Origin of the sequence: Flavobacterium sp. Sr18, from assembly GCF_011064265.1 — a bacterium.
GTDB classification, from domain to species: Bacteria; Bacteroidota; Bacteroidia; order Flavobacteriales; family Flavobacteriaceae; genus Flavobacterium; species Flavobacterium petrolei.
Genome location: NZ_CP049329.1, coordinates 2,410,099 through 2,427,629 on the forward strand (window position 1 = coordinate 2,410,099; position 17,531 = coordinate 2,427,629).

At 34.8% G+C, this 17,531-nt stretch carries 15 protein-coding genes and 1 tRNA gene; 4 read left to right on the forward strand and 12 right to left on the reverse strand.

Translation table 11 applies throughout. From position 1 onward, the window contains the following. Positions 1 to 40 precede the first annotated feature (40 nt). Together G7A72_RS10665 and G7A72_RS10670 are read left to right on the forward strand one after the other, a co-directional pair. A tRNA-Leu gene (locus tag G7A72_RS10665) sits at positions 41 to 122 on the forward strand. A gap of 422 nt (positions 123 to 544) precedes the next feature. Further along, positions 545 to 1,132 (forward strand): DUF937 domain-containing protein, encoded by a 588-nt coding sequence (locus G7A72_RS10670; RefSeq protein WP_165152454.1) that lies wholly within the window; start codon positions 545 to 547, stop codon positions 1,130 to 1,132. Positions 1,133 to 1,246: 114 nt separating this feature from the next. Here G7A72_RS10670 and G7A72_RS10675 read toward each other — a convergent pair whose 3' ends face one another. Beyond that, positions 1,247 to 3,010, reverse strand: a complete 1,764-nt coding sequence (locus G7A72_RS10675) for a DUF885 family protein (protein WP_165152455.1) — start codon at positions 3,008 to 3,010, stop codon at positions 1,247 to 1,249. A gap of 181 nt (positions 3,011 to 3,191) precedes the next feature. On the opposite strand from G7A72_RS10675, the gene G7A72_RS10680 reads away from it, so the two are divergent. Continuing rightward, on the forward strand, positions 3,192 to 5,339 hold the full coding sequence (locus tag G7A72_RS10680) for a M3 family metallopeptidase (RefSeq protein ID WP_165152456.1): 2,148 nt from the start codon (positions 3,192 to 3,194) through the stop codon (positions 5,337 to 5,339). Positions 5,340 to 5,420: 81 nt separating this feature from the next. On the opposite strand, the gene G7A72_RS10685 is transcribed toward G7A72_RS10680, so the two are convergent. The 6 genes from G7A72_RS10685 to G7A72_RS10710 all read right to left on the reverse strand — a co-directional run bounded on the left by G7A72_RS10685 (position 5,421) and on the right by G7A72_RS10710 (position 10,431). Continuing rightward, positions 5,421 to 5,783 (reverse strand): nuclear transport factor 2 family protein, encoded by a 363-nt coding sequence (locus tag G7A72_RS10685; RefSeq protein ID WP_073352809.1) that lies wholly within the window; start codon positions 5,781 to 5,783, stop codon positions 5,421 to 5,423. 83 nt (positions 5,784 to 5,866) lie between these two features. Next, positions 5,867 to 6,775, reverse strand: coding sequence for a pseudouridine synthase (locus G7A72_RS10690; RefSeq protein WP_165152457.1), 909 nt, complete (start codon positions 6,773 to 6,775; stop codon positions 5,867 to 5,869). 296 nt (positions 6,776 to 7,071) lie between these two features. Further along, positions 7,072 to 8,025, reverse strand: coding sequence for a geranylgeranylglycerol-phosphate geranylgeranyltransferase (locus G7A72_RS10695; RefSeq protein WP_165152458.1), 954 nt, complete (start codon positions 8,023 to 8,025; stop codon positions 7,072 to 7,074). A gap of 92 nt (positions 8,026 to 8,117) precedes the next feature. Further along, positions 8,118 to 9,056 carry a mevalonate kinase gene (locus G7A72_RS10700; RefSeq protein WP_165152459.1) on the reverse strand — a complete coding sequence of 313 codons (939 nt, stop codon included), beginning with the start codon at positions 9,054 to 9,056 and terminating at the stop codon, positions 8,118 to 8,120. A gap of 56 nt (positions 9,057 to 9,112) precedes the next feature. Continuing rightward, entirely contained in the window at positions 9,113 to 9,307 is a 195-nt protein-coding gene (locus G7A72_RS10705) for a hypothetical protein (RefSeq protein WP_113664445.1), read from the reverse strand. 41 nt (positions 9,308 to 9,348) lie between these two features. Next, the gene (locus G7A72_RS10710; RefSeq protein WP_165152460.1) at positions 9,349 to 10,431 is read right to left on the reverse strand and encodes a diphosphomevalonate/mevalonate 3,5-bisphosphate decarboxylase family protein; all 1,083 of its coding nucleotides are present in this window, start codon (positions 10,429 to 10,431) and stop codon (positions 9,349 to 9,351) included. 113 nt (positions 10,432 to 10,544) lie between these two features. Between G7A72_RS10710 and G7A72_RS10715 the strand changes: the two genes are divergently transcribed. Next, positions 10,545 to 11,021: a TspO/MBR family protein gene (locus tag G7A72_RS10715; protein WP_113664443.1), complete on the forward strand. Its 477-nt coding sequence runs from the start codon at positions 10,545 to 10,547 to the stop codon at positions 11,019 to 11,021. 8 nt (positions 11,022 to 11,029) lie between these two features. Here G7A72_RS10715 and G7A72_RS10720 read toward each other — a convergent pair whose 3' ends face one another. From G7A72_RS10720 to G7A72_RS10740, 5 genes are all read right to left on the reverse strand, one after another. Beyond that, positions 11,030 to 11,764: a hypothetical protein gene (locus G7A72_RS10720; RefSeq protein WP_165152461.1), complete on the reverse strand. Its 735-nt coding sequence runs from the start codon at positions 11,762 to 11,764 to the stop codon at positions 11,030 to 11,032. Between the two features lie 125 nt (positions 11,765 to 11,889). Beyond that, entirely contained in the window at positions 11,890 to 13,110 is a 1,221-nt protein-coding gene (locus tag G7A72_RS10725; protein ID WP_165152462.1) for an NAD(P)/FAD-dependent oxidoreductase, read from the reverse strand. After that, positions 13,107 to 13,784: a glycerophosphodiester phosphodiesterase family protein gene (locus G7A72_RS10730; RefSeq protein WP_165152463.1), complete on the reverse strand. Its 678-nt coding sequence runs from the start codon at positions 13,782 to 13,784 to the stop codon at positions 13,107 to 13,109. Before G7A72_RS10730 ends, G7A72_RS10725 begins: the two co-directional genes overlap by 4 nt. 80 nt (positions 13,785 to 13,864) lie before the next feature. Beyond that, on the reverse strand, positions 13,865 to 15,523 hold the full coding sequence (locus G7A72_RS10735; RefSeq protein WP_165152464.1) for an alpha-amylase family glycosyl hydrolase: 1,659 nt from the start codon (positions 15,521 to 15,523) through the stop codon (positions 13,865 to 13,867). A 117-nt stretch (positions 15,524 to 15,640) separates the two neighbouring features. Continuing rightward, on the reverse strand, positions 15,641 to 17,518 hold the full coding sequence (locus G7A72_RS10740) for a glycoside hydrolase family 13 protein (RefSeq protein ID WP_165152465.1): 1,878 nt from the start codon (positions 17,516 to 17,518) through the stop codon (positions 15,641 to 15,643). Between the last annotated feature and the right edge of the window lie 13 nt (positions 17,519 to 17,531).

The window sequence follows — 17,531 nt, forward strand, 5'->3', positions numbered from 1 at the left end:
GAACTTAAGAAGTAATGCTTATATTTGCACTCAGAATTTCGCGGATATGGTGAAATTGGTAGACATGCCAGACTTAGGATCTGGTGCCGCAAGGCGTGTAGGTTCGAGTCCTATTATCCGCACTTTAAAAACCCTTTAATCGTTATTCTAACGGTTAAAGGGTTTTTTATTTTCTTATTTATACCATTAATTTCCTGAAAAATTAGCTGTAAATTGACCCTTTTTAAAATGTTTTCTATTTTTAATACTTTCTTTATACTTAGTAATGATGTAGTTAAATGCATTTTAGAATTTGGAATTTGTTTTATGACAAAATGAATTAAATATTATTTTGACTTCAGATGTATTTTGTTTTTTAAATTGTACAAAAGTATTATTGAAAGAAAAAAATTACTTATTTTGAACTTGTGTCTGTTTAAAACCTACTAGATGTAAAATATATATAAATTTTATTAAAAATCAGTATTATTTTTTATAAATTTAACACTTGAACGGTGAAAAATAACATTTAGTCGATATTTTAAATTAATTAAACAGGTGGTCTATGGTTGCATATTTACATAATCAATTAAGAAGTTTTATTTCACCATTTCTTGTTTCAAAATTTAGTAAGGAATACAATGAGAGTGAAGCACTAATGAAAAAGTCTATAGAAACAAGTATTTCAACTATCTTGATAGGATTGAATAATAAGTTTGATGATAAAAATCTTTATGATGAACTTATGGAATATATTTCTAATTCTGAGTTTTATATCGATGTTAAATTTGAAGCTACAAAAACTTTAATTATAAATAGTTCCTTCAATAAAGAAGGTTGTAAACCGCTAAACTTAATTTTTTCAAATAAAAAAGACAGGATTTCAGAAATGATTTCAAACGAAATTGGTGTAAAAAGCGAAACAGCTTCTGCTATACTAAATTTTTCCGCAATGTTTGTTTTTTCATATTTTAAAAGTCAAAATCAGAATTTCAAAAGCCTTCAGTTGCTTATAAATGACCAAAAAAGAATTATTTTGAGCACTGTGCCTGAAGGAATCCGACTTCTTCTTGGAGTTTCCACTTTTGAAATTATAGAGGAAAAAAGCGAATCAAGTTTTGCTTCTAATATTTTTAGTTTTTTTCTAGGGTAGCAGTTGTATTGCTTACTTTCTTTCTCTCTCGCTCTCTAGTGTATTAAATAGTGAGCCAATAACATAAAAAAAGCTTCTCGAATGAGAAGCTTTTTTTATATCTATAAATGGGAATTATTTGTTTTCTATCCAAGCATTAATTTTCTTTTCCAATAATGCCAATGGCATTACTCCGGATTCCAATACCTTTTCATGGAATTTTTTAATATCAAATTTAGCGCCCATTTTAGTTTCTGCTTTTTTTCGTAGTTCCATAATCTTCAGCTGGCCAATCTTATAAGACAAGGCTTGCCCCGGAATCGCCATGTAACGCTCAATTTCAGGAATAATGCTCGCTTCACTTTCGGCTTCGTTTGCTAATGAGTATTTGATGGCTTGTTCTCTAGTCCAACCCTTGGAATGTAAGCCGGTATCAACAACTAATCGAACCGCACGGTGCATTTCATTGCCCAGCATTCCAAAATACTGATACGGATCTTGATACAATCCAAGTTCTTTTCCTAAACTTTCCGTGTACAAAGCCCAACCTTCGCCATAAGCACCAAACCAATTGAATTTTCTGAAATCAGGAAGACTTTCGTTTTCTTGTTGTAATGATATTTGAAAGTGATGTCCTGGAATCGCTTCATGCAAAAACAAATCTTCATCACCATACATATTATAATTCGCTACATCTGGAATGGGAACATAGAAAATACCGGGGCGCGTGCCGTCAGCAGTTCCTTGATTGTACTCAGCACTGGCTGTTTTTTCCCTAAAAGCTTCCGTTCGTCTGATTTCGAAATTCGTTTTGGGTTGCAATGCGAATAATTTATCTACATTCGGTTTGATGCGCGTATAAATGCTTTGGAAATTAGCAATCACTTCCTCTGGTTTGGTGAAAGGTTTTAACTCCTTTTTATTTCGAACTTCCTCAAAGAATTCTAATAATGTGCCTTTAAAGCCTACTTGGTTTTTTACCTTTTCCATTTCGGCATTCAATCGGGCTACTTCTTTTAATCCCAATTCATGAATTTGCTCGGGAGTCATTTCGGTAGTAGTCCATTGTTTTACATAGGTTGCATATAACTCTTTTCCAAAAGGCAAACTTCCTATTCCGCTGGTTGCTCTGGAAGCAGGAAGATATTCTTTATTCAGGAAATCAGCCATTTTCTTGTACTGCGGAATCAGTTTCGTATTGATTGTCGCTGTGTATTTTGCTGTTAAGTGTTCTTTTATGCTTTCAGGGAAAGAAGCAGGCATTAGTTTTATTGAAGAGTAAAATAGATTGTCTTCAATATTTGGCGTAGCCATTTCTGCAAATTGTGGAATTAGTTTTACCGTTAACGATTTTGGTAACACAACACCTTTTGCCATTCCTTTTTTCATGTAAACCATTGCTGAATCAATCCAAACAGCATATTTGTCCATTCTTTTTAGGAAATTGGTATAGTCTTTTTCTGTTTTAAAAGGTTGTGCTCCGGTTCCTCCTGCAAACTGCCCCATAGTAAGATGCGTTCCCCAAAATTGATGAACAGGAAGCAAATTTGTAGGTTGTTTTAATAAATCTTTACCAATCTCAACTTCCCATTTGATGATTTCGTAACTGTTTTTTTCTTCTTCTGATAAATCTTCGACAGTGATATTTTGCAGTGCAGATTGGTATTTGTCAAAGAAAGCTGCTTGCGATTTTCTGAAACTGTCTGTCATTTCAAACTGCAACTGATCGTTGTATTGATTTTGACCACTTTGAGTCGCATCCAATGGACTCATGGCATTTTTGTCATCAAAATAATTTTTCGTCAGACTGCTGAAGTCTTGTTTTTTATCTTCGGATTTACAGTTAACAAGCAATAATGATGTGGTTACAGAAAGTAAAAGAGTGGTTATTTTTCTCATAATGTATATTTTGGTAATAGATTGAGCTAATTTATTGATTTTTTTTCAATTTATAATGTCAGAATAATTTTTCGTTTATAAAAGTGTTTTTGTTTGTCATAAAATTTAGTTAAGGCGCCGTTGTAGTTCTTGTTTTAAATAGATTTCGGCTAAATTTACTATTCTAATTAATCACACCTAAATGAGAAAAAAATCCTTTTTCATTTTGTTAGTCATTGGGAATATGCTAACAATTGAAGCACAAGAAAAAAAAGAAAACACAACTATGAATCCATTTTTTCAAGCTTACGACACCCCGTTTAATGTGCCGCCTTTCGACAAAATTAAAAATGAACATTTTAAACCCGCTATTTTAGACGGAATCAACAAACATCAAGCGGAGATTAATGCTATTGCAAATAATACGCAGCCTGCCACTTTTGAAAATACGATTCTTGCCATGGAAAATGCCGGAGAATTATTATCGAATGTAAACACGGTTTTTTCTAATTTGAATTCGGCGAATACCAATAAAGAGATTCAGAGCATTGCCAAAGAAATGGCGCCAAATCTTTCCGCTCACAGAGATAATATTTACTTGAACGAGAAATTATTCGCAAAAGTAAAAACGCTTTGGGACAAAAAAGAAACATTAGGCTTAAATCTAGAACAAGCTAAAATTTTAGATAATGCGTACAAAGATTTCGTTAGAAGTGGAGCCAATTTATCCAATGCTGACAAAGAAATATTGCGTAAAATAAACGGGGATCTTTCGCTAACCAGTTTAAAGTACGGTCAGAATATTTTGGCGGAGACCAATTCATACGAGTTGGTTATTGATAATAAAAAAGACTTAGCCGGATTGCCACAAGGATTAATTGATGCAGCCGCTGTTGATGCTAAAGCAAAAGGCAAAGAAGGAAAATGGGTTTTCACCCTTTCTAATTCCAGTGTAATGCCATTTTTGCAATACAGTTCTAATAGAGAATTGCGCAAGCAAATTTGGAATGCCTACCAAACGAGAGGGAATCAAGATAATGAATTTGATAATAAGAAGAATGCAGTAGATTTAGCAAATCTTCGTGGGCAAAAAGCGAGATTGTTAGGCTATAAATCGCATTCCAATTATGTTTTGGAGGAATCGATGGCGAAAACACCGGAAAATGTGAACAAGTTGTTGAATGATTTGTGGAAACCAGCATTGGAAATAGCTAAAACAGAAGCCGCTGATATTCAGAAAATGATGGCTAAAGATGGAATTAAAGGCACGGTACAACCGTATGACTGGAGATATTACACGGAGAAAATCAGAAAAGAACGTTTTGATCTTGACGAAGAAGAATTGAAACCGTATTTCAGTTTAGATAATGTTAGAAAAGGTGTTTTTCAAGTAACCGAAAAATTATACGGAATTCAATTCAAAGCGTTGACTAATGTCCCAAAATACCATGAAGATGCAACGGTTTGGGAGGTTTTAGAAAAGGATGGTACGCATCTGGGTGTTCTATACATGGATTTTCATCCGCGTGAATCGAAACGTGGTGGTGCTTGGATGACCTCATACAGAAGTCAGAAAACGGTGGATGGCAAACGTGTTGCTCCGGTAGTTTCTATCGTTTGTAATTTTACAAAACCATCAGCAAATGCTCCGGCACTTTTGACTTTTGATGAAGTGACCACTTTCTTTCATGAATTTGGACATTCTTTACACGGGTTATTGTCGAATGTGACGTACAAAAGTTTAGCAGGAACAAGTGTTCCAAGAGATTTCGTGGAACTTCCTTCTCAAATTATGGAGAATTGGGCAGCTGAACCAGAAGTTTTAAAAATGTATGCAAAGCATTATAAAACTGGCGAAGTGATTCCAGAAACGCTAGTGAATAAATTGAAGAAAGCAGGTACTTTTGACCAAGGGTTTACCACAACAGAATATCTTGCTGCGTCTTTATTAGACTTAGAATACCATTCTCAAACCAAAGACATTACTGTTGATGCAAACGCTTTCGAAAAAGCAGCAATGACAAAAATTGGTTTAATTTCTTCTATTATTCCAAGATACCGCAGCACATATTTCAGCCATATATTCTCAGGAGGATATTCTTCAGGATATTACAGTTACATCTGGTCAGGTGTTTTAGATACGGATGCTTTTGAAGCGTTCAAAACAACTACTTTATTCAATCCTGAAAAAGCAAAATTATTTCGTGAGAATGTTTTGGAAAAAGGAGGAACCGAAGATCCAATGGTTTTGTACAAACGTTTCCGTGGTGCCGAGCCAAGTATCGAACCGCTGTTGAGAAAACGTGGTCTGGACAAAAAAGCGGAACCGCTTAAAAAAGTTAAAGGATAATTGTAATTTTGTTCTAAAATAAAAACCCTACGACATAAATAAATTGTCGTAGGGTTTTTTGTTTCTAATCAAAATCGGTTTTTATCCGTGATACACGCGGGAAGCAATTATTTTGTCTTCTCTGATGTCTAATACTTCCGCTACCAGCAAATCTTCTTCACCAGTAACCGTTCTTATATATTCCATAAAAACGCGGTCGCCATTGGCAGTAAGCGATTTTACTTTGTAATTTAAGCTTGGTAAACGCTCAAAAGCATCTTTCCACCATTCTCGCAAGGCTTCTTTACCGGTAACAAAACCGTTACTTTCCGGTTTGTACATTTTTAGTTTTGGACTAAAATGCACCGCATCTTCATCATATAAAGACAATAATTTTTCTAATTCTTTATTATTGAAAGTTTCAAACCATTTAAAAGCAATTGATTGTAATTTTTCTGGTGTCATACTTATTTAGGATTGAATTTTTAATTAAAAAAATCCCATTCCGTATAAACGGAAGGGATTTCATTGTATATTTCAAAGAAATATTAAACGTTCTTCAAATTGATAATTTCTTGGTCAGTAAGCAACCTCCAGTTTCCTCTTGGTAAATTCTTTTTGGTCAAACCAGCAAAAGAAACTCTGTCAATACGCAATACGTCATAACTAAAGTGCTCAAAAATAGAACGAACCACTTTTACGTTAGCCGATCTTAATTGTAATCCAATTTCACTTTTCGCTTCACCTTCAATGTAACTTACATCTTCCACAAAAACGCGGTGTCCGTCAAGCGTCAAACCTTTATTTATTTTTTCTAAATCCTCAAATTTCAAGTTTTTATCCAATGAAACTTGGTAAATTTTAGATGATTTTTGACTTGGTAACGTAAATTTACGAATCATATCCGTGTCATTCGTGAACAATAACAAACCAGTTGTATTCTTGTCCATTCTTCCCACTGCACCAATTTTTGCAGTCGTAGAACCTTTTACCAATTCTAATACATTACGATATTCCTGACCTTCGTCCATCGCAGTTGTAAAGTTTTTAGGCTTGTTCAGCAAGATGTATACTTTTTTCTCCGGTGTCAAAGTCGAACCGTCAAAATTCACAACATCTCCCGGTTTTACCATGTATCCCATTTCGGTAACAGGAATTCCGTTTACTTTCACCGTTCCGGATTGAATATAAATATCCGCATCACGACGCGAACACGCACCAGAATTAGCGATGTATTTATTCAAACGAATTTCGTCTTTTACTTTCGGTCTCTTTGGTGCTTGATTTGGTTTTTTCTCTACTTTATCAGTAGCGATATCGGCAACTTTAGTATTTACTTTAACTTTTTTCGGCCCTTGAGCGCGCTTCTGCATGGCAGGTTTTGGCTTATTCGAACTTGGTCTTGAGCTAGGTGCTCTTGGACCACTTTTCTTATTATTGCCTTCCTTGTTATTCATAATATTCCAATAATTTGTGCAAAGATACTATTTATATACTTGACAATCAATAACCACCAATTATAAAAACGCTAACTGTCTAGTTAATAAGCCAATTAATATATTTTAGTGTGGTTTTTTGGAGCCATTTCCCGCTATCGTTTCAATCTTTCTAGTCTTGAACTTGTTTCAGGATCTTAAAACAAGTTCAGGACTAGAAAGGATTTCCTCTACTATCGGGGCTATGCTAATCGGGGAATATATGAGAATTTCGAGAATGGTTTTTTATCCTTTTTATAATTTGGAAAAAGGCAAAATTAAACCATCAACAATCTTTTCCCGTGCCATAAAACACTTGGGTTAATCAAGACAATGCAAAATACTCCGGCAACAATAAGGAATTTCAATACATTGTGAAGCAGTAAAAACTGTGGTTTCGCATTAGATTTCCATAAGTATAACAAGAAAAATATCAAAACGATGAGGCAGCAGTAAAAATAAATATCCATATAACCCACATCATAAATATCAATCAAAGCGTAAACGGGTAAAACAGTCAGAATGGTTAATACCGTGATGGTTTTCTTTGATACTTCCTCACCGTAAACAATAGGAATCGTTTTATAATCATTGACTAAATCCCCTTTTAGGTTTTCTAAATCCTTTATCATTTCCCGAATCAACAGTAATAAAAACAAAAAACTGGCATGCGAAAAAATAACGCCTAATTGTCTTTTATAGTTTTCAATTTCTTCATACGGAATCCGAGTGTAAAAATACAATAGTATCGCAAAAAAAGGTAAAACAGCTAGTAAAGCAGCCATTAGGTTTCCTATGATTGGGTATTTTTTTATTTTGTGGGAATAAAACCAGATGAAAAATATATATCCTGAAAAGAATAAAAATACACGCCAGGAAACAAACAAAGCCATTAAAGCAACAATAAAGTTGAGTGTAAAATAGACGTTTAGTTTTGTTTTTTGACTTACCAATCGATCCAACATAGACTTGTTTGGCCGATTGATTAAATCCTTTTGACTGTCATAAAAGTTGTTGATGATATATCCGGAAGCAATCGTAAGTGACGATGCAAAAACCAATATAAATAAATTGAAGTCCAATAAAATATCTAACGCTCTTTTTTCCGGAGCTAAAATAAATACAGCCGAAAGGTATTGGGCTAAAATAATTACTGGAATGTTATAGCCTCTAACCACAGAGAACAAACTTGCAATTTTCATTAGGAGAAGTTTGTGCTGCCTGCTTAACATTTATATTTATTTAAGAATATGTTCCCAATAATAAGGAAACTATTTTAGGATTAAATCTCCCTCTCCTTGGGAGAGGGTCGAGTAGAGGATGTCTAAAACTGATATACCACTTCTAGTTTATAATCTTTCAACGATGCTCTGGCTTTTTCTAAATCTTCGGTAAAACCTAAGATGTATCCGCCGCCGCCAGATCCACACAGTTTCAAATAGTAATCATTGCTGTCAATGCCTTGCTGCCAGATTCCGTGAAATTGTTCCGGTATCATTGGTTTGAAGTTATTCAAAACTACTTTTGATAATTTCTTGGTATTCATGAACAATGATTTCATGTCTCCACCAAGGAAATTTTCAACGCAAGCATCGGTATATTTTACAAATTGATTTTTCAACATCGCACGGAAACCTTTGTCTTTTAGGCTTTCCATGAAAATATTTACCATCGGAGCCGTTTCGCCTACAATTCCTGAATCTAATAAAAAGACAGCACCTTTTCCGTCAAAACTTTGTGTTGGAATTCCGGTGGCTTCAATATTGTCTTTCGAATTAATCAAAATTGGGATACTCAAATAGCTGTTTAATGGATCTAAGCCAGAACTTTTCCCATGGAAAAAACTCTCCATTTGAGAAAATATATTTTTTAATTGCAATAATTTTTCACGAGTCAAGTTCTCCAAAACCGTGATTTTGTTGTGTGCATATTTATCATAAATAGCAGCTACAAGTGCGCCACTGCTCCCTACACCATAACCTTGAGGAATACTAGAATCAAAATACATTCCAGTTTCCACATCATTTTTCAATGAGTCTAAATCAAAAGTTACTAAATCTGGCTGCTCGTTTTGTAACGTTTCTAAATACGTTACAAATCGTTTCAAGTGACCGTTTGATTTAATCGCTTCTTCAGATGGATTTTCTTCTTTTTTAAGTGCTCCGTTGTAAAAATTATAAGGGATTGAAAGCCCTTTTGAGTCACGAATAATTCCGTATTCTCCAAAGAGTAATATTTTTGAGTAAAACAAAGGTCCTTTCATATGATGTTTTAAATTAACAATTTGGGGTTGATAATTAGGTATTTGTATAGTAATTTTTATAAATCAACTTGGTCTCCGCGATTTGCTTCTAAGATTCCTAGATCAATTTCTTCTTGTTGTTCGGGAGATAAATCTTTCCAAACGTCTTTTTTTTGTGATTTGAAAATGTTTTTGATAGCCTCGATTATAGTCGTATCGTCAGTTTCTAACAGCATTTTAATCAATTCTAATTTCTCTGATTGAATATCCATAATTTTAGCTCTTTAAAAAATAAAGATAGGGAAAAAACAGGTTAAATCAACACAGCGCCATTTCCAATTTCGTCACAAATGTACTGACCATTTTGACAATAGCCAACTAATTCGTTCTTAATAAATTGTAAAACTGTTTCGGCAACATTTTCAGGATACAAAACGTGCACATTTGCACCAGCATCCAGTGTGAAACAAACTGGAATTTTAGTCTCATTTCTAAATTTCCAAATTGCATTTATAATCTCCAAAGTGTTCGGTTTCATTAATATAAAATATGGCATTGAGGTCATCATCATGGCATGTAATGTCAAGGCTTCACTCTCTACAATTTTGATGAAGTCGTTTAGATTACCACTTTCAAAAATTGAAATCAGTTGGTCCAAGTTTTCATGTGCTTGTGCAAATCGCCTTTCGGCAAAAGGATGGTTGTGCATTAAATCATGTCCCACGGTGCTTGAAACTTGTTTTTCTCCTTTGTCAACCAGTAAAATGGTATCTTGAAAATTCTTGAAATTAGCATGAATAGCATTTGGAAATTCAACTCCAAATAAATCAGAACTTCCGGAGATATTAGCATGATTTCCCCAAACTACTACTTGTCCTTTTACACTTCTGCAAGCGCTTCCAGAACCCAAACGCGCTAATAAAGATGCTTTTTGATAGAAATATTCCTCAGTCATTTCAGGGTTTAACACTTTTTCTAAACTCATCAAGTTCATCGCTAAAGCAGCCATTCCAGATGCCGATGAAGCAATTCCGGAACTATGAGGAAAAGTATTTTCAGTGTCAATTGTAAAATGATAGTCTTTTAGAAACGGCAAATAGATTGCAATTCGCTCCAAGAATTTTTGGATTTTCGGCTTGAAATCTTCTTTTGGTTGTCCTTCAAAAAGTAAATCAAAGGAAAATGTACCATCGTTTTCTTTTTTGGTGAAAGCCAATTTGGTAATCGTTTTACAATTATTCAACGTAAAACTCACCGAAGGATTCGCTGGAATTTGATTGTCCTTTTTTCCCCAATATTTTACGAGGGCAATGTTACTGGGTGCGCTCCATTGAAAATTTCCCTTTTCAACTGAATGCGTATATTTTGATGGAATAAAATCGTTTGCTGAAATCATGAATGTATAAATTTACGCAAAGATACTTTTTTTGATTTACAAGCAGATTTGTTTATTCGTCGAATTATACTAAATTTTTGATTAAATTTGGCTCACATTAGAAAAATATAAAAATGAATAAAATCACCCGAATATTAGCTGTTGTTGTTACGTGTCTTGCCATTGGATATTTCTCTGGGACGGTTACTCGTTCTGCTATTACTGCTTGGTATCCCACTTTGATAAAACCAAGTTTTAATCCGCCCAATTGGATTTTTGCACCAGTCTGGAGTATGCTTTATGTGATGATGGGTGTTGCGGCAGGTTTAGTTTGGGACCGAATTGAAGTTGAGAAAGAAGCCGTGAAAAAAGCGTTGATTTTCTTTGCGATACAGTTGGCGCTAAATGCTTTGTGGTCGTATTTATTCTTTGGATTACGCAACCCGATGTTAGCCGGATTAGAAATTATTGTATTGTGGTTGATGATTTTTGAAACGTACATTCAGTTTTCCAAAATCAATAAAATTGCAGGTTATTTGTTTTTACCGTATTTGGCTTGGGTAAGTTTTGCTGCCGTTTTAAATGGAAGTATCTGGTGGTTGAATAGATAAAATTTTGTTTACAGTTTTTTAAATTCAATATTTTTCGCAAACAAAAAATCCATTACAGTCAATACATTGTTGCTTTCGGCTACTGTTTTTGATTTTGGGTCCGCATCGCAAAATTCTAGGAAAAGCTCTATTTGGTCAGGATTTAATTTTAAAGTTTGATGATAAAATTTTTCGTCATAGCTGTTTCTTGCCAATTGTTTGAATTCAATTTGAGGAGTTCCTTTAACGACTTCTTTTTCTTTGATGAACAACTTTAAAATCATTCCGCCAATCCGCATTAAATCCATGCCGTTTTCAATACTACCATTGTAAACGCCCGTTTTTAAGCTTCTTGCTGATTTTTCTACAGCTAATTGGTCAAGTTTTCCCTGTTCGTAGGCTTTGTCAGTGCCTAGTTTTATGGATGGTATTTTTGTAATTACTACTTCTTTTAATTCTTCCGGTTTAAGAATTAATAAAATAGGAAGGTTATTTTTATCAATGGTATTTTGATCTAATGCAATTTTTTTGATGTCATGGTCTTTTGAAATAAAAATGAGTTCATCACCCGCTTTTACTATAATAAAAAATTGCCCAGCTGCGTTTGTAACTGCGACTTTTTTAGAGCTGAAATTGACAACTTCAACTTTTTCCACAGGAAATTGTTCGTGTAAAACTTTCCCGTTGATTAATTTTTCAGTTTGTGAGAAACCAGATTGAAGTACAAATAATAGTAAGAAAGCAAAAAAGTAGTTTTTAATCATTCGTAGTGATTTGATTACAAACATATTCAAATCGTTTCATGAAAATGAAAACAGAATGGTAAAGTCTTGTTAATCAAAAACTAAAATTCTCTTAATTAAAGTGCTGATATGTAATGACTTTGGTTTTATATAGCACTCGCCACAATAAATCCGCTCGTCCACGCATTTTGAAAATTGAATCCACCGGTAATAGCATCAATATTTACGATTTCACCAGCAAAATAAAGGTTTTCATGTAATTTGCTTTCCATGGTTTTGAAGTTGATTTCTTTTAAATCGATTCCGCCAGCAGTTACAAATTCTTCTTTAAATGTGCTTTTTCCGTTGACCTGGAAAGTTCCGTTCGTCAGTTGATTCGCTAGATTTTGCAATTGAATTTTAGACAAATCGGCCCATTTTGTTTCCGCTTCAATTCCGGAAGCGAGAACCAAGCTTTCCCATAATCTATTGGTTAATTCGAATGGTGATTTCTTTGAAACCGATTTTTTGGCGTGTTCCTGTTTTAATTCTTTTAGTTTTTTCTCGACATCTTCTTTGTCAGCATCATTCAACCAATTCACGTAAATCGTAAACTGATAATTTTTGTCATGCAAGATTCGGGCGCCCCAAGCCGAGAGTTTCAATATTGCGGGTCCGCTCATTCCCCAATGGGTGATTAACAACGGTCCCGTTGAAGTAAGTTTGGTGTCTTTTACTTTTACGGTTACTTGTGCCGCAACTCCGGGTAATTCTTTTATTCTGGAATCTTTGATGTTGAAAGTGAATAGGGAAGGAACCGGACTGACAACTGCGTGACCAAAATTCTGTAACATTTCCCATACTTTAGGATTGCTGCCTGTGGCCAGAATCAATTTTTCAGTAAGATAGTTTTCAGTTTGGGTTTCAATTTTCCAAAAATTTTCTCCCGACACTTCGGGATTGAAAATAGATTGCACACTTTGTCCTGTAAGTACTGCAATTCCCAGTTTTTGTGTTGCTTTTAGGAAACAATCAATAATCGTTTGAGACGAATTCGAAACGGGAAACATGCGTCCGTCAGCTTCAATTTTGAGTTCCACGCCATGTTTCTCGAACCATTCAATTGTATCGCCGGAGGAAAACTGATGAAAAGGACCGCGTAATTCTTTTTCGCCACGCGGATAAAATTTCACTAATTCGTTAGGTTCAAAACAAGCGTGCGTCACGTTGCATCTTCCGCCACCGGAAATCCGAACTTTTTGCAATACTTCAGCTCCGCGTTCCAAAATTGCAACTTTCAGTTTTGGATTTTTCTCCACAATATTAATCGCTGTAAAAAAACCTGCTGCGCCGCCGCCTACTATTATTATATCGAAATTTTGGTTCATATTCTATTTGGGAAATCAGTGATGATTCCGTTTACGTTGAATGTTTTTATTTTTTGAATGTCTTCTAATTCATTTATAGTCCAAGGGAAAACCTGCAATCCTTTTTGTTGCATTTGCGCCGTATTTTCTTTTGTCAATAAATGAAAATGCGGGTGAATGGATTTTGCCTGAATGAATTTGGCGAAAGCCAAAGCCAAGTCTAAATCGGTTTCCGTTAAAACGCCAATAGGAATTTTATCATTTAAAAATGCCACTTGTTGCAGCGCATTCCAATCAAAACTGGAAATTAAAAATCGGTCGTATTTCCATCCTTTTTTAGTGACGTATTTTTCAATAAGGGAAACTACTTTATCGCTTGCCTCATAACTTTTGAGCTCAATATTGATAAAACAATCTTGGTTTACCAAATCAAAAACCTCCTTCAGAGTTGGAATTTCGTATTTCCCATTTATTCGAAAAGCATTCAATTCGCGCAAAGATAATGCATTTACAAAACCTTTTCCATTGGTTGTTCGGTCAATAGTTTCGTCGTGAATAACGATTATTTCGCCATCAGCACTTAAATGCACGTCGAGTTCAATGCCGTCCACTTGCATGTCTAATGCTTTTTGGAACGAAACAAAGGTATTCTCGGGTTCATATCCTTTTGCGCCACGATGTCCAATTTTGAGCATGGTCTTTTATTTTTTGGTAAAGATAAACATAAAAAAAACGCCTTCATTTCTAAAGGCGTTTGGATGAAATTATTTTCGAATTATTTTTTCAATTCCAATAAAACGATATCAAATTCAGAATCGATTGTCACTTTTCCATTCACAACAAGTACTTCTTTTCCGGAATACGCATCTTTTAATGATGTGCCGTTTGCGAAAATTGAATCTACTGAAAGTTCTTTAGTACCAATTGCTAAATCCAATCCAATAACTACTTTATCCGTAAAATCTCCTTTAGAGAAAGTTCTGGAAAAAGTATACGATTGAGCCGAAATTTGTTTGTGAATTCCTGCTCCAACTGATGGATGATTTTTTCTGAATTGACCTAATTTCTGCCAATGTAACAGTGTTTTTTGGGTTTCAGGATTTGATTTAATGGCTTCCCAATTCATAAACGAACGCAAGGTTGCGTCGCCTTGAGTGCCCTGTATAACTAAAGAACGAGCGCTTTCATCACCATAATATACTTGAGAAAGTCCAGGACTCAGTAATAATTTTGTTCCGCTTTCTATAGTTTTGGTACGATTTGCATCAAATGGTCCGCCGTCATCGTGTGAAGACAAATAATTCAAAACACTATATCCTTTCAAGTCATTGTTCAGCTTGTCTGAATATTTGGAGAATATAAATTCATAGTCTTTTTGTGCATCCCATTTGAATTCGAAATTGATCATGTTGTTGAAACCATTTTTAAAATAGTTTATTTTTTTGTCTCCAAAATCAAAATCTTGTCCGCCGCTGATACCATAATTGTAAACTTCGGCAATGGTGTAAAAAGGATTATTGTCTAAAACTTTTCTTGGATTATTTTTTTTCCAAGTTGCAAAAGCATAATCACATTGGGTTTTAAAATCAGCCCAAACCGTTTCATCCGTATGTTTTACGGTGTCGCCTCTGTAACCGTCAACTCCGTAATCCGCAATATAATCCGTCAACCATTTGATGATGTAATATTTTGGTGCTCTTGGATAACCTGTACGAGCAAAAAATGCATCCAGTTCGTTCATTTCTTGTTCGTAACGCCCTTCTTTTTTCCATTTTTCGATTAAAAAAGGAGGCAACGCTACAGCTTGATTGCTTTCTGTTTTTACATCCGGAAGATTAGAAACCAGCGTACAGGCGGTTGTGTTTTCAAAAGATTTGTAATCGCAATTGGGTCCTGTTCGCACCCAATCATTTGGCCAAACGGTATCTTCTGGAGTTACGGGACCGGTATGATTGATTACGCCATCAAGAATGATTCGGATTCCATGAGCGTGTGCTTTTTGAACTAATGCAGTCAAATCTTCTTTTGTTCCAAAGTTAGGATCTAAGTTCGTCCAGTCTCTAGCCCAATAGCCATGAAAGCCATAACTCAAACCGGTTCCTTCGTCAACGCCATCGTGAATTTGTTCCACTACTGGAGTAAACCAAATGGCATTTATTCCTAGTTTATCAAAATAACCTTCGTCAATTTTTTGAGAAATCCCTTTGATATCGCCACCTTCAAAACCACGAAGTTTTCCCGTTGTTTTGGTTCTGTTGAAATTCACATCATTTGAAGTATCACCATTGTTAAAACGGTCTGTCATCAGGAAATAAACATTGGCTCCTTCCCAAACGAAAGGTATTTTGTTACTCTCAGCAACCGTTTTAGTACTGGAGCAACTACTTAAAATTGTCATGGTTAACAGTAAAAGTGGGATTGAATATTTTTTCATTTTTTCAGTGTTAAATGATTGTTTTTTTTGAAACATATAAGTCATATAAGTTGAAATAATAGCGATACATTTTCTGTCAAGCGCTTTTGTTTTATGCTTTTTCTGATAGAATTTTAATTACTTCAATTCTAAAATCAAAACCGACTTAGGTTCTATTATAATTTCGTTTGTAACGTCAAATGTAAATTCAGAAATTACATCTTTTCCGGTTTTAAAGTTTTTGATGTTTTCTTTGAAACGATTGGTTTTTACCGTTTTTGTTTCGTTGCTGTTGTTCATTAAAACCATCACCGTTTCATCTTTGTTGTATCTAAAATAAACGTAAACATTGTTCTCTGGAATGTAGTGTGTCATTTTTCCAAAATGTACCGCCGCTTTTGTTTTTCTCCAATTGAATAATTTGGAAGTAAAGTCAAAATATTCAGTTTGTCCAGGAGTTCTTCCTTCTTTGACAAAAGCATTATTCTCATCACCTTCCCAACCGCCTGGAAAATCTTGACGAATATCAGCATCACCTTTGTCTTTATCGCCGGCCATTCCTATTTCACTTCCATAATACAATTGCGGAATTCCGCGAACGGTAGCCATCAAAGTCATTGCCATTTTGTATTTTCGGATGTCATTTCCGTAAGTTTGATTGATGCGATTGGTGTCGTGATTTTCGACAAAAATCAATATATTATTAATATTTGGATACAGAAAATCATTGGTAAAATTGTCATACATTTTCACCATTCCTTTGTCCCAAGTTCCTTCATCTTCGTTGAAAGCTTTGGTTGTTGCTTCATACAAAGTGAAATCCATTACGCTTGGCAAATACGAGTTGTAATTTTGAATTTCAGCAATTTTACTGTCTTTTTGCCAATAGGCCATTTGTGCTTGGCTTTGCATCCAAACTTCCCCTACAATATTAAAATTTGGGTATTCATCGGTGATGGATTTTGTCCACTTTGCGATGCCTTTTGGATCTGAATAGTTATAAGTGTCGACTCTGAAACCATCTAAATCAGCGTATTCAATCCACCAAATCGCATTTTGAATCAGGTATTTTAAAGTCAAAGGATTTTTCAAGTTTAAATCTGGCATCGAAGGAACGAACCAACCATCTATCGTAATTTTTTTATCAATTTCAGATGCGTTAGTGTCGTGAATAACCGTTCTTTTATGATTGGTTTGGGTGTAGGTGTCAAATTGATTAATCCACTCTTTGGTTGGTAAATCTTTCATCATCCAATGTTCAATTCCCCAGTGATTCGTCACATAATCCATCACTAGTTTCATATCTCGTTTGTGCATTTCGGCAGCCAAGCGAACATAATCAGCATTGGTTCCAAAACGAGGATCAATTTTATAAACGTCAGATTGACCATAAGTGTGATAGGAATGCTTAGCATCGTTATCCTCACAGAGTGGCGTACTCCAAATGGTTGTTGCGCCTAAGGAGGAAATGTAATCCAAGTTTCTTATAATTCCTTCAATATCGCCACCGTGTCTTCCTCCTGGTAATTCTCTGTTATATTTTTCTTGTGTTGCGTTCTCGCTGTCGTTATCCCTGTTTCCATTAGCAAAGCGGTCCGGCATCAACAAATACATCATATCCGAAGAGTCAAAGCTTTTGCGTTGCGCAGAATTTTCTCTTCTTTTATTTAAAGAATATTTTTGTGTGAACGTTTCTTTGTTTTTGCTTTTAAAGGTAAAAACGAAATCAGAGGCCGCAACTTTTTTAGTGTCTATTGTAACAAAAATGTAGTTTGGATTCTCGGTTCTTTTTACGTTGGTTATTTTTATCCCATTAGAAACGGTGACTTGGTTTTGAGAAATGTCTTTACCGTAAAAAAGTATCTGCAATTCCGGATTTTGCATTCCTGCATACCAAAAAGGCGGTTCTACTTTGTCGATTTGAGCATGTAACGTTACAGACATAAAAAAAAGGAATAAGGTTATTTTTTTTAGAAAGCTCCTATTTGGGAAAGGTAAAGAAATAATTTTATTCATGGTGAAATAGATT

Bases quoted from the DNA above. Each gene is read 5' to 3' on its own strand.
- G7A72_RS10670 (WP_165152454.1), top strand. From the start codon at position 545: ATGGTTGCATATTTACATAATCAATTAAGAAGTTTTATTTCACCATTT.
- G7A72_RS10675 (WP_165152455.1), bottom strand. From the start codon at position 3,010: ATGAGAAAAATAACCACTCTTTTACTTTCTGTAACCACATCATTATTG.
- G7A72_RS10680 (WP_165152456.1), top strand. From the start codon at position 3,192: ATGAGAAAAAAATCCTTTTTCATTTTGTTAGTCATTGGGAATATGCTA.
- G7A72_RS10685 (WP_073352809.1), bottom strand. From the start codon at position 5,783: ATGACACCAGAAAAATTACAATCAATTGCTTTTAAATGGTTTGAAACT.
- G7A72_RS10690 (WP_165152457.1), bottom strand. From the start codon at position 6,775: ATGAATAACAAGGAAGGCAATAATAAGAAAAGTGGTCCAAGAGCACCT.
- G7A72_RS10695 (WP_165152458.1), bottom strand. From the start codon at position 8,025: ATGTTAAGCAGGCAGCACAAACTTCTCCTAATGAAAATTGCAAGTTTG.
- G7A72_RS10700 (WP_165152459.1), bottom strand. From the start codon at position 9,056: ATGAAAGGACCTTTGTTTTACTCAAAAATATTACTCTTTGGAGAATAC.
- G7A72_RS10705 (WP_113664445.1), bottom strand. From the start codon at position 9,307: ATGGATATTCAATCAGAGAAATTAGAATTGATTAAAATGCTGTTAGAA.
- G7A72_RS10710 (WP_165152460.1), bottom strand. From the start codon at position 10,431: ATGATTTCAGCAAACGATTTTATTCCATCAAAATATACGCATTCAGTT.
- G7A72_RS10715 (WP_113664443.1), top strand. From the start codon at position 10,545: ATGAATAAAATCACCCGAATATTAGCTGTTGTTGTTACGTGTCTTGCC.
- G7A72_RS10720 (WP_165152461.1), bottom strand. From the start codon at position 11,764: ATGATTAAAAACTACTTTTTTGCTTTCTTACTATTATTTGTACTTCAA.
- G7A72_RS10725 (WP_165152462.1), bottom strand. From the start codon at position 13,110: ATGAACCAAAATTTCGATATAATAATAGTAGGCGGCGGCGCAGCAGGT.
- G7A72_RS10730 (WP_165152463.1), bottom strand. From the start codon at position 13,784: ATGCTCAAAATTGGACATCGTGGCGCAAAAGGATATGAACCCGAGAAT.
- G7A72_RS10735 (WP_165152464.1), bottom strand. From the start codon at position 15,523: ATGAAAAAATATTCAATCCCACTTTTACTGTTAACCATGACAATTTTA.
- G7A72_RS10740 (WP_165152465.1), bottom strand. From the start codon at position 17,518: ATGAATAAAATTATTTCTTTACCTTTCCCAAATAGGAGCTTTCTAAAA.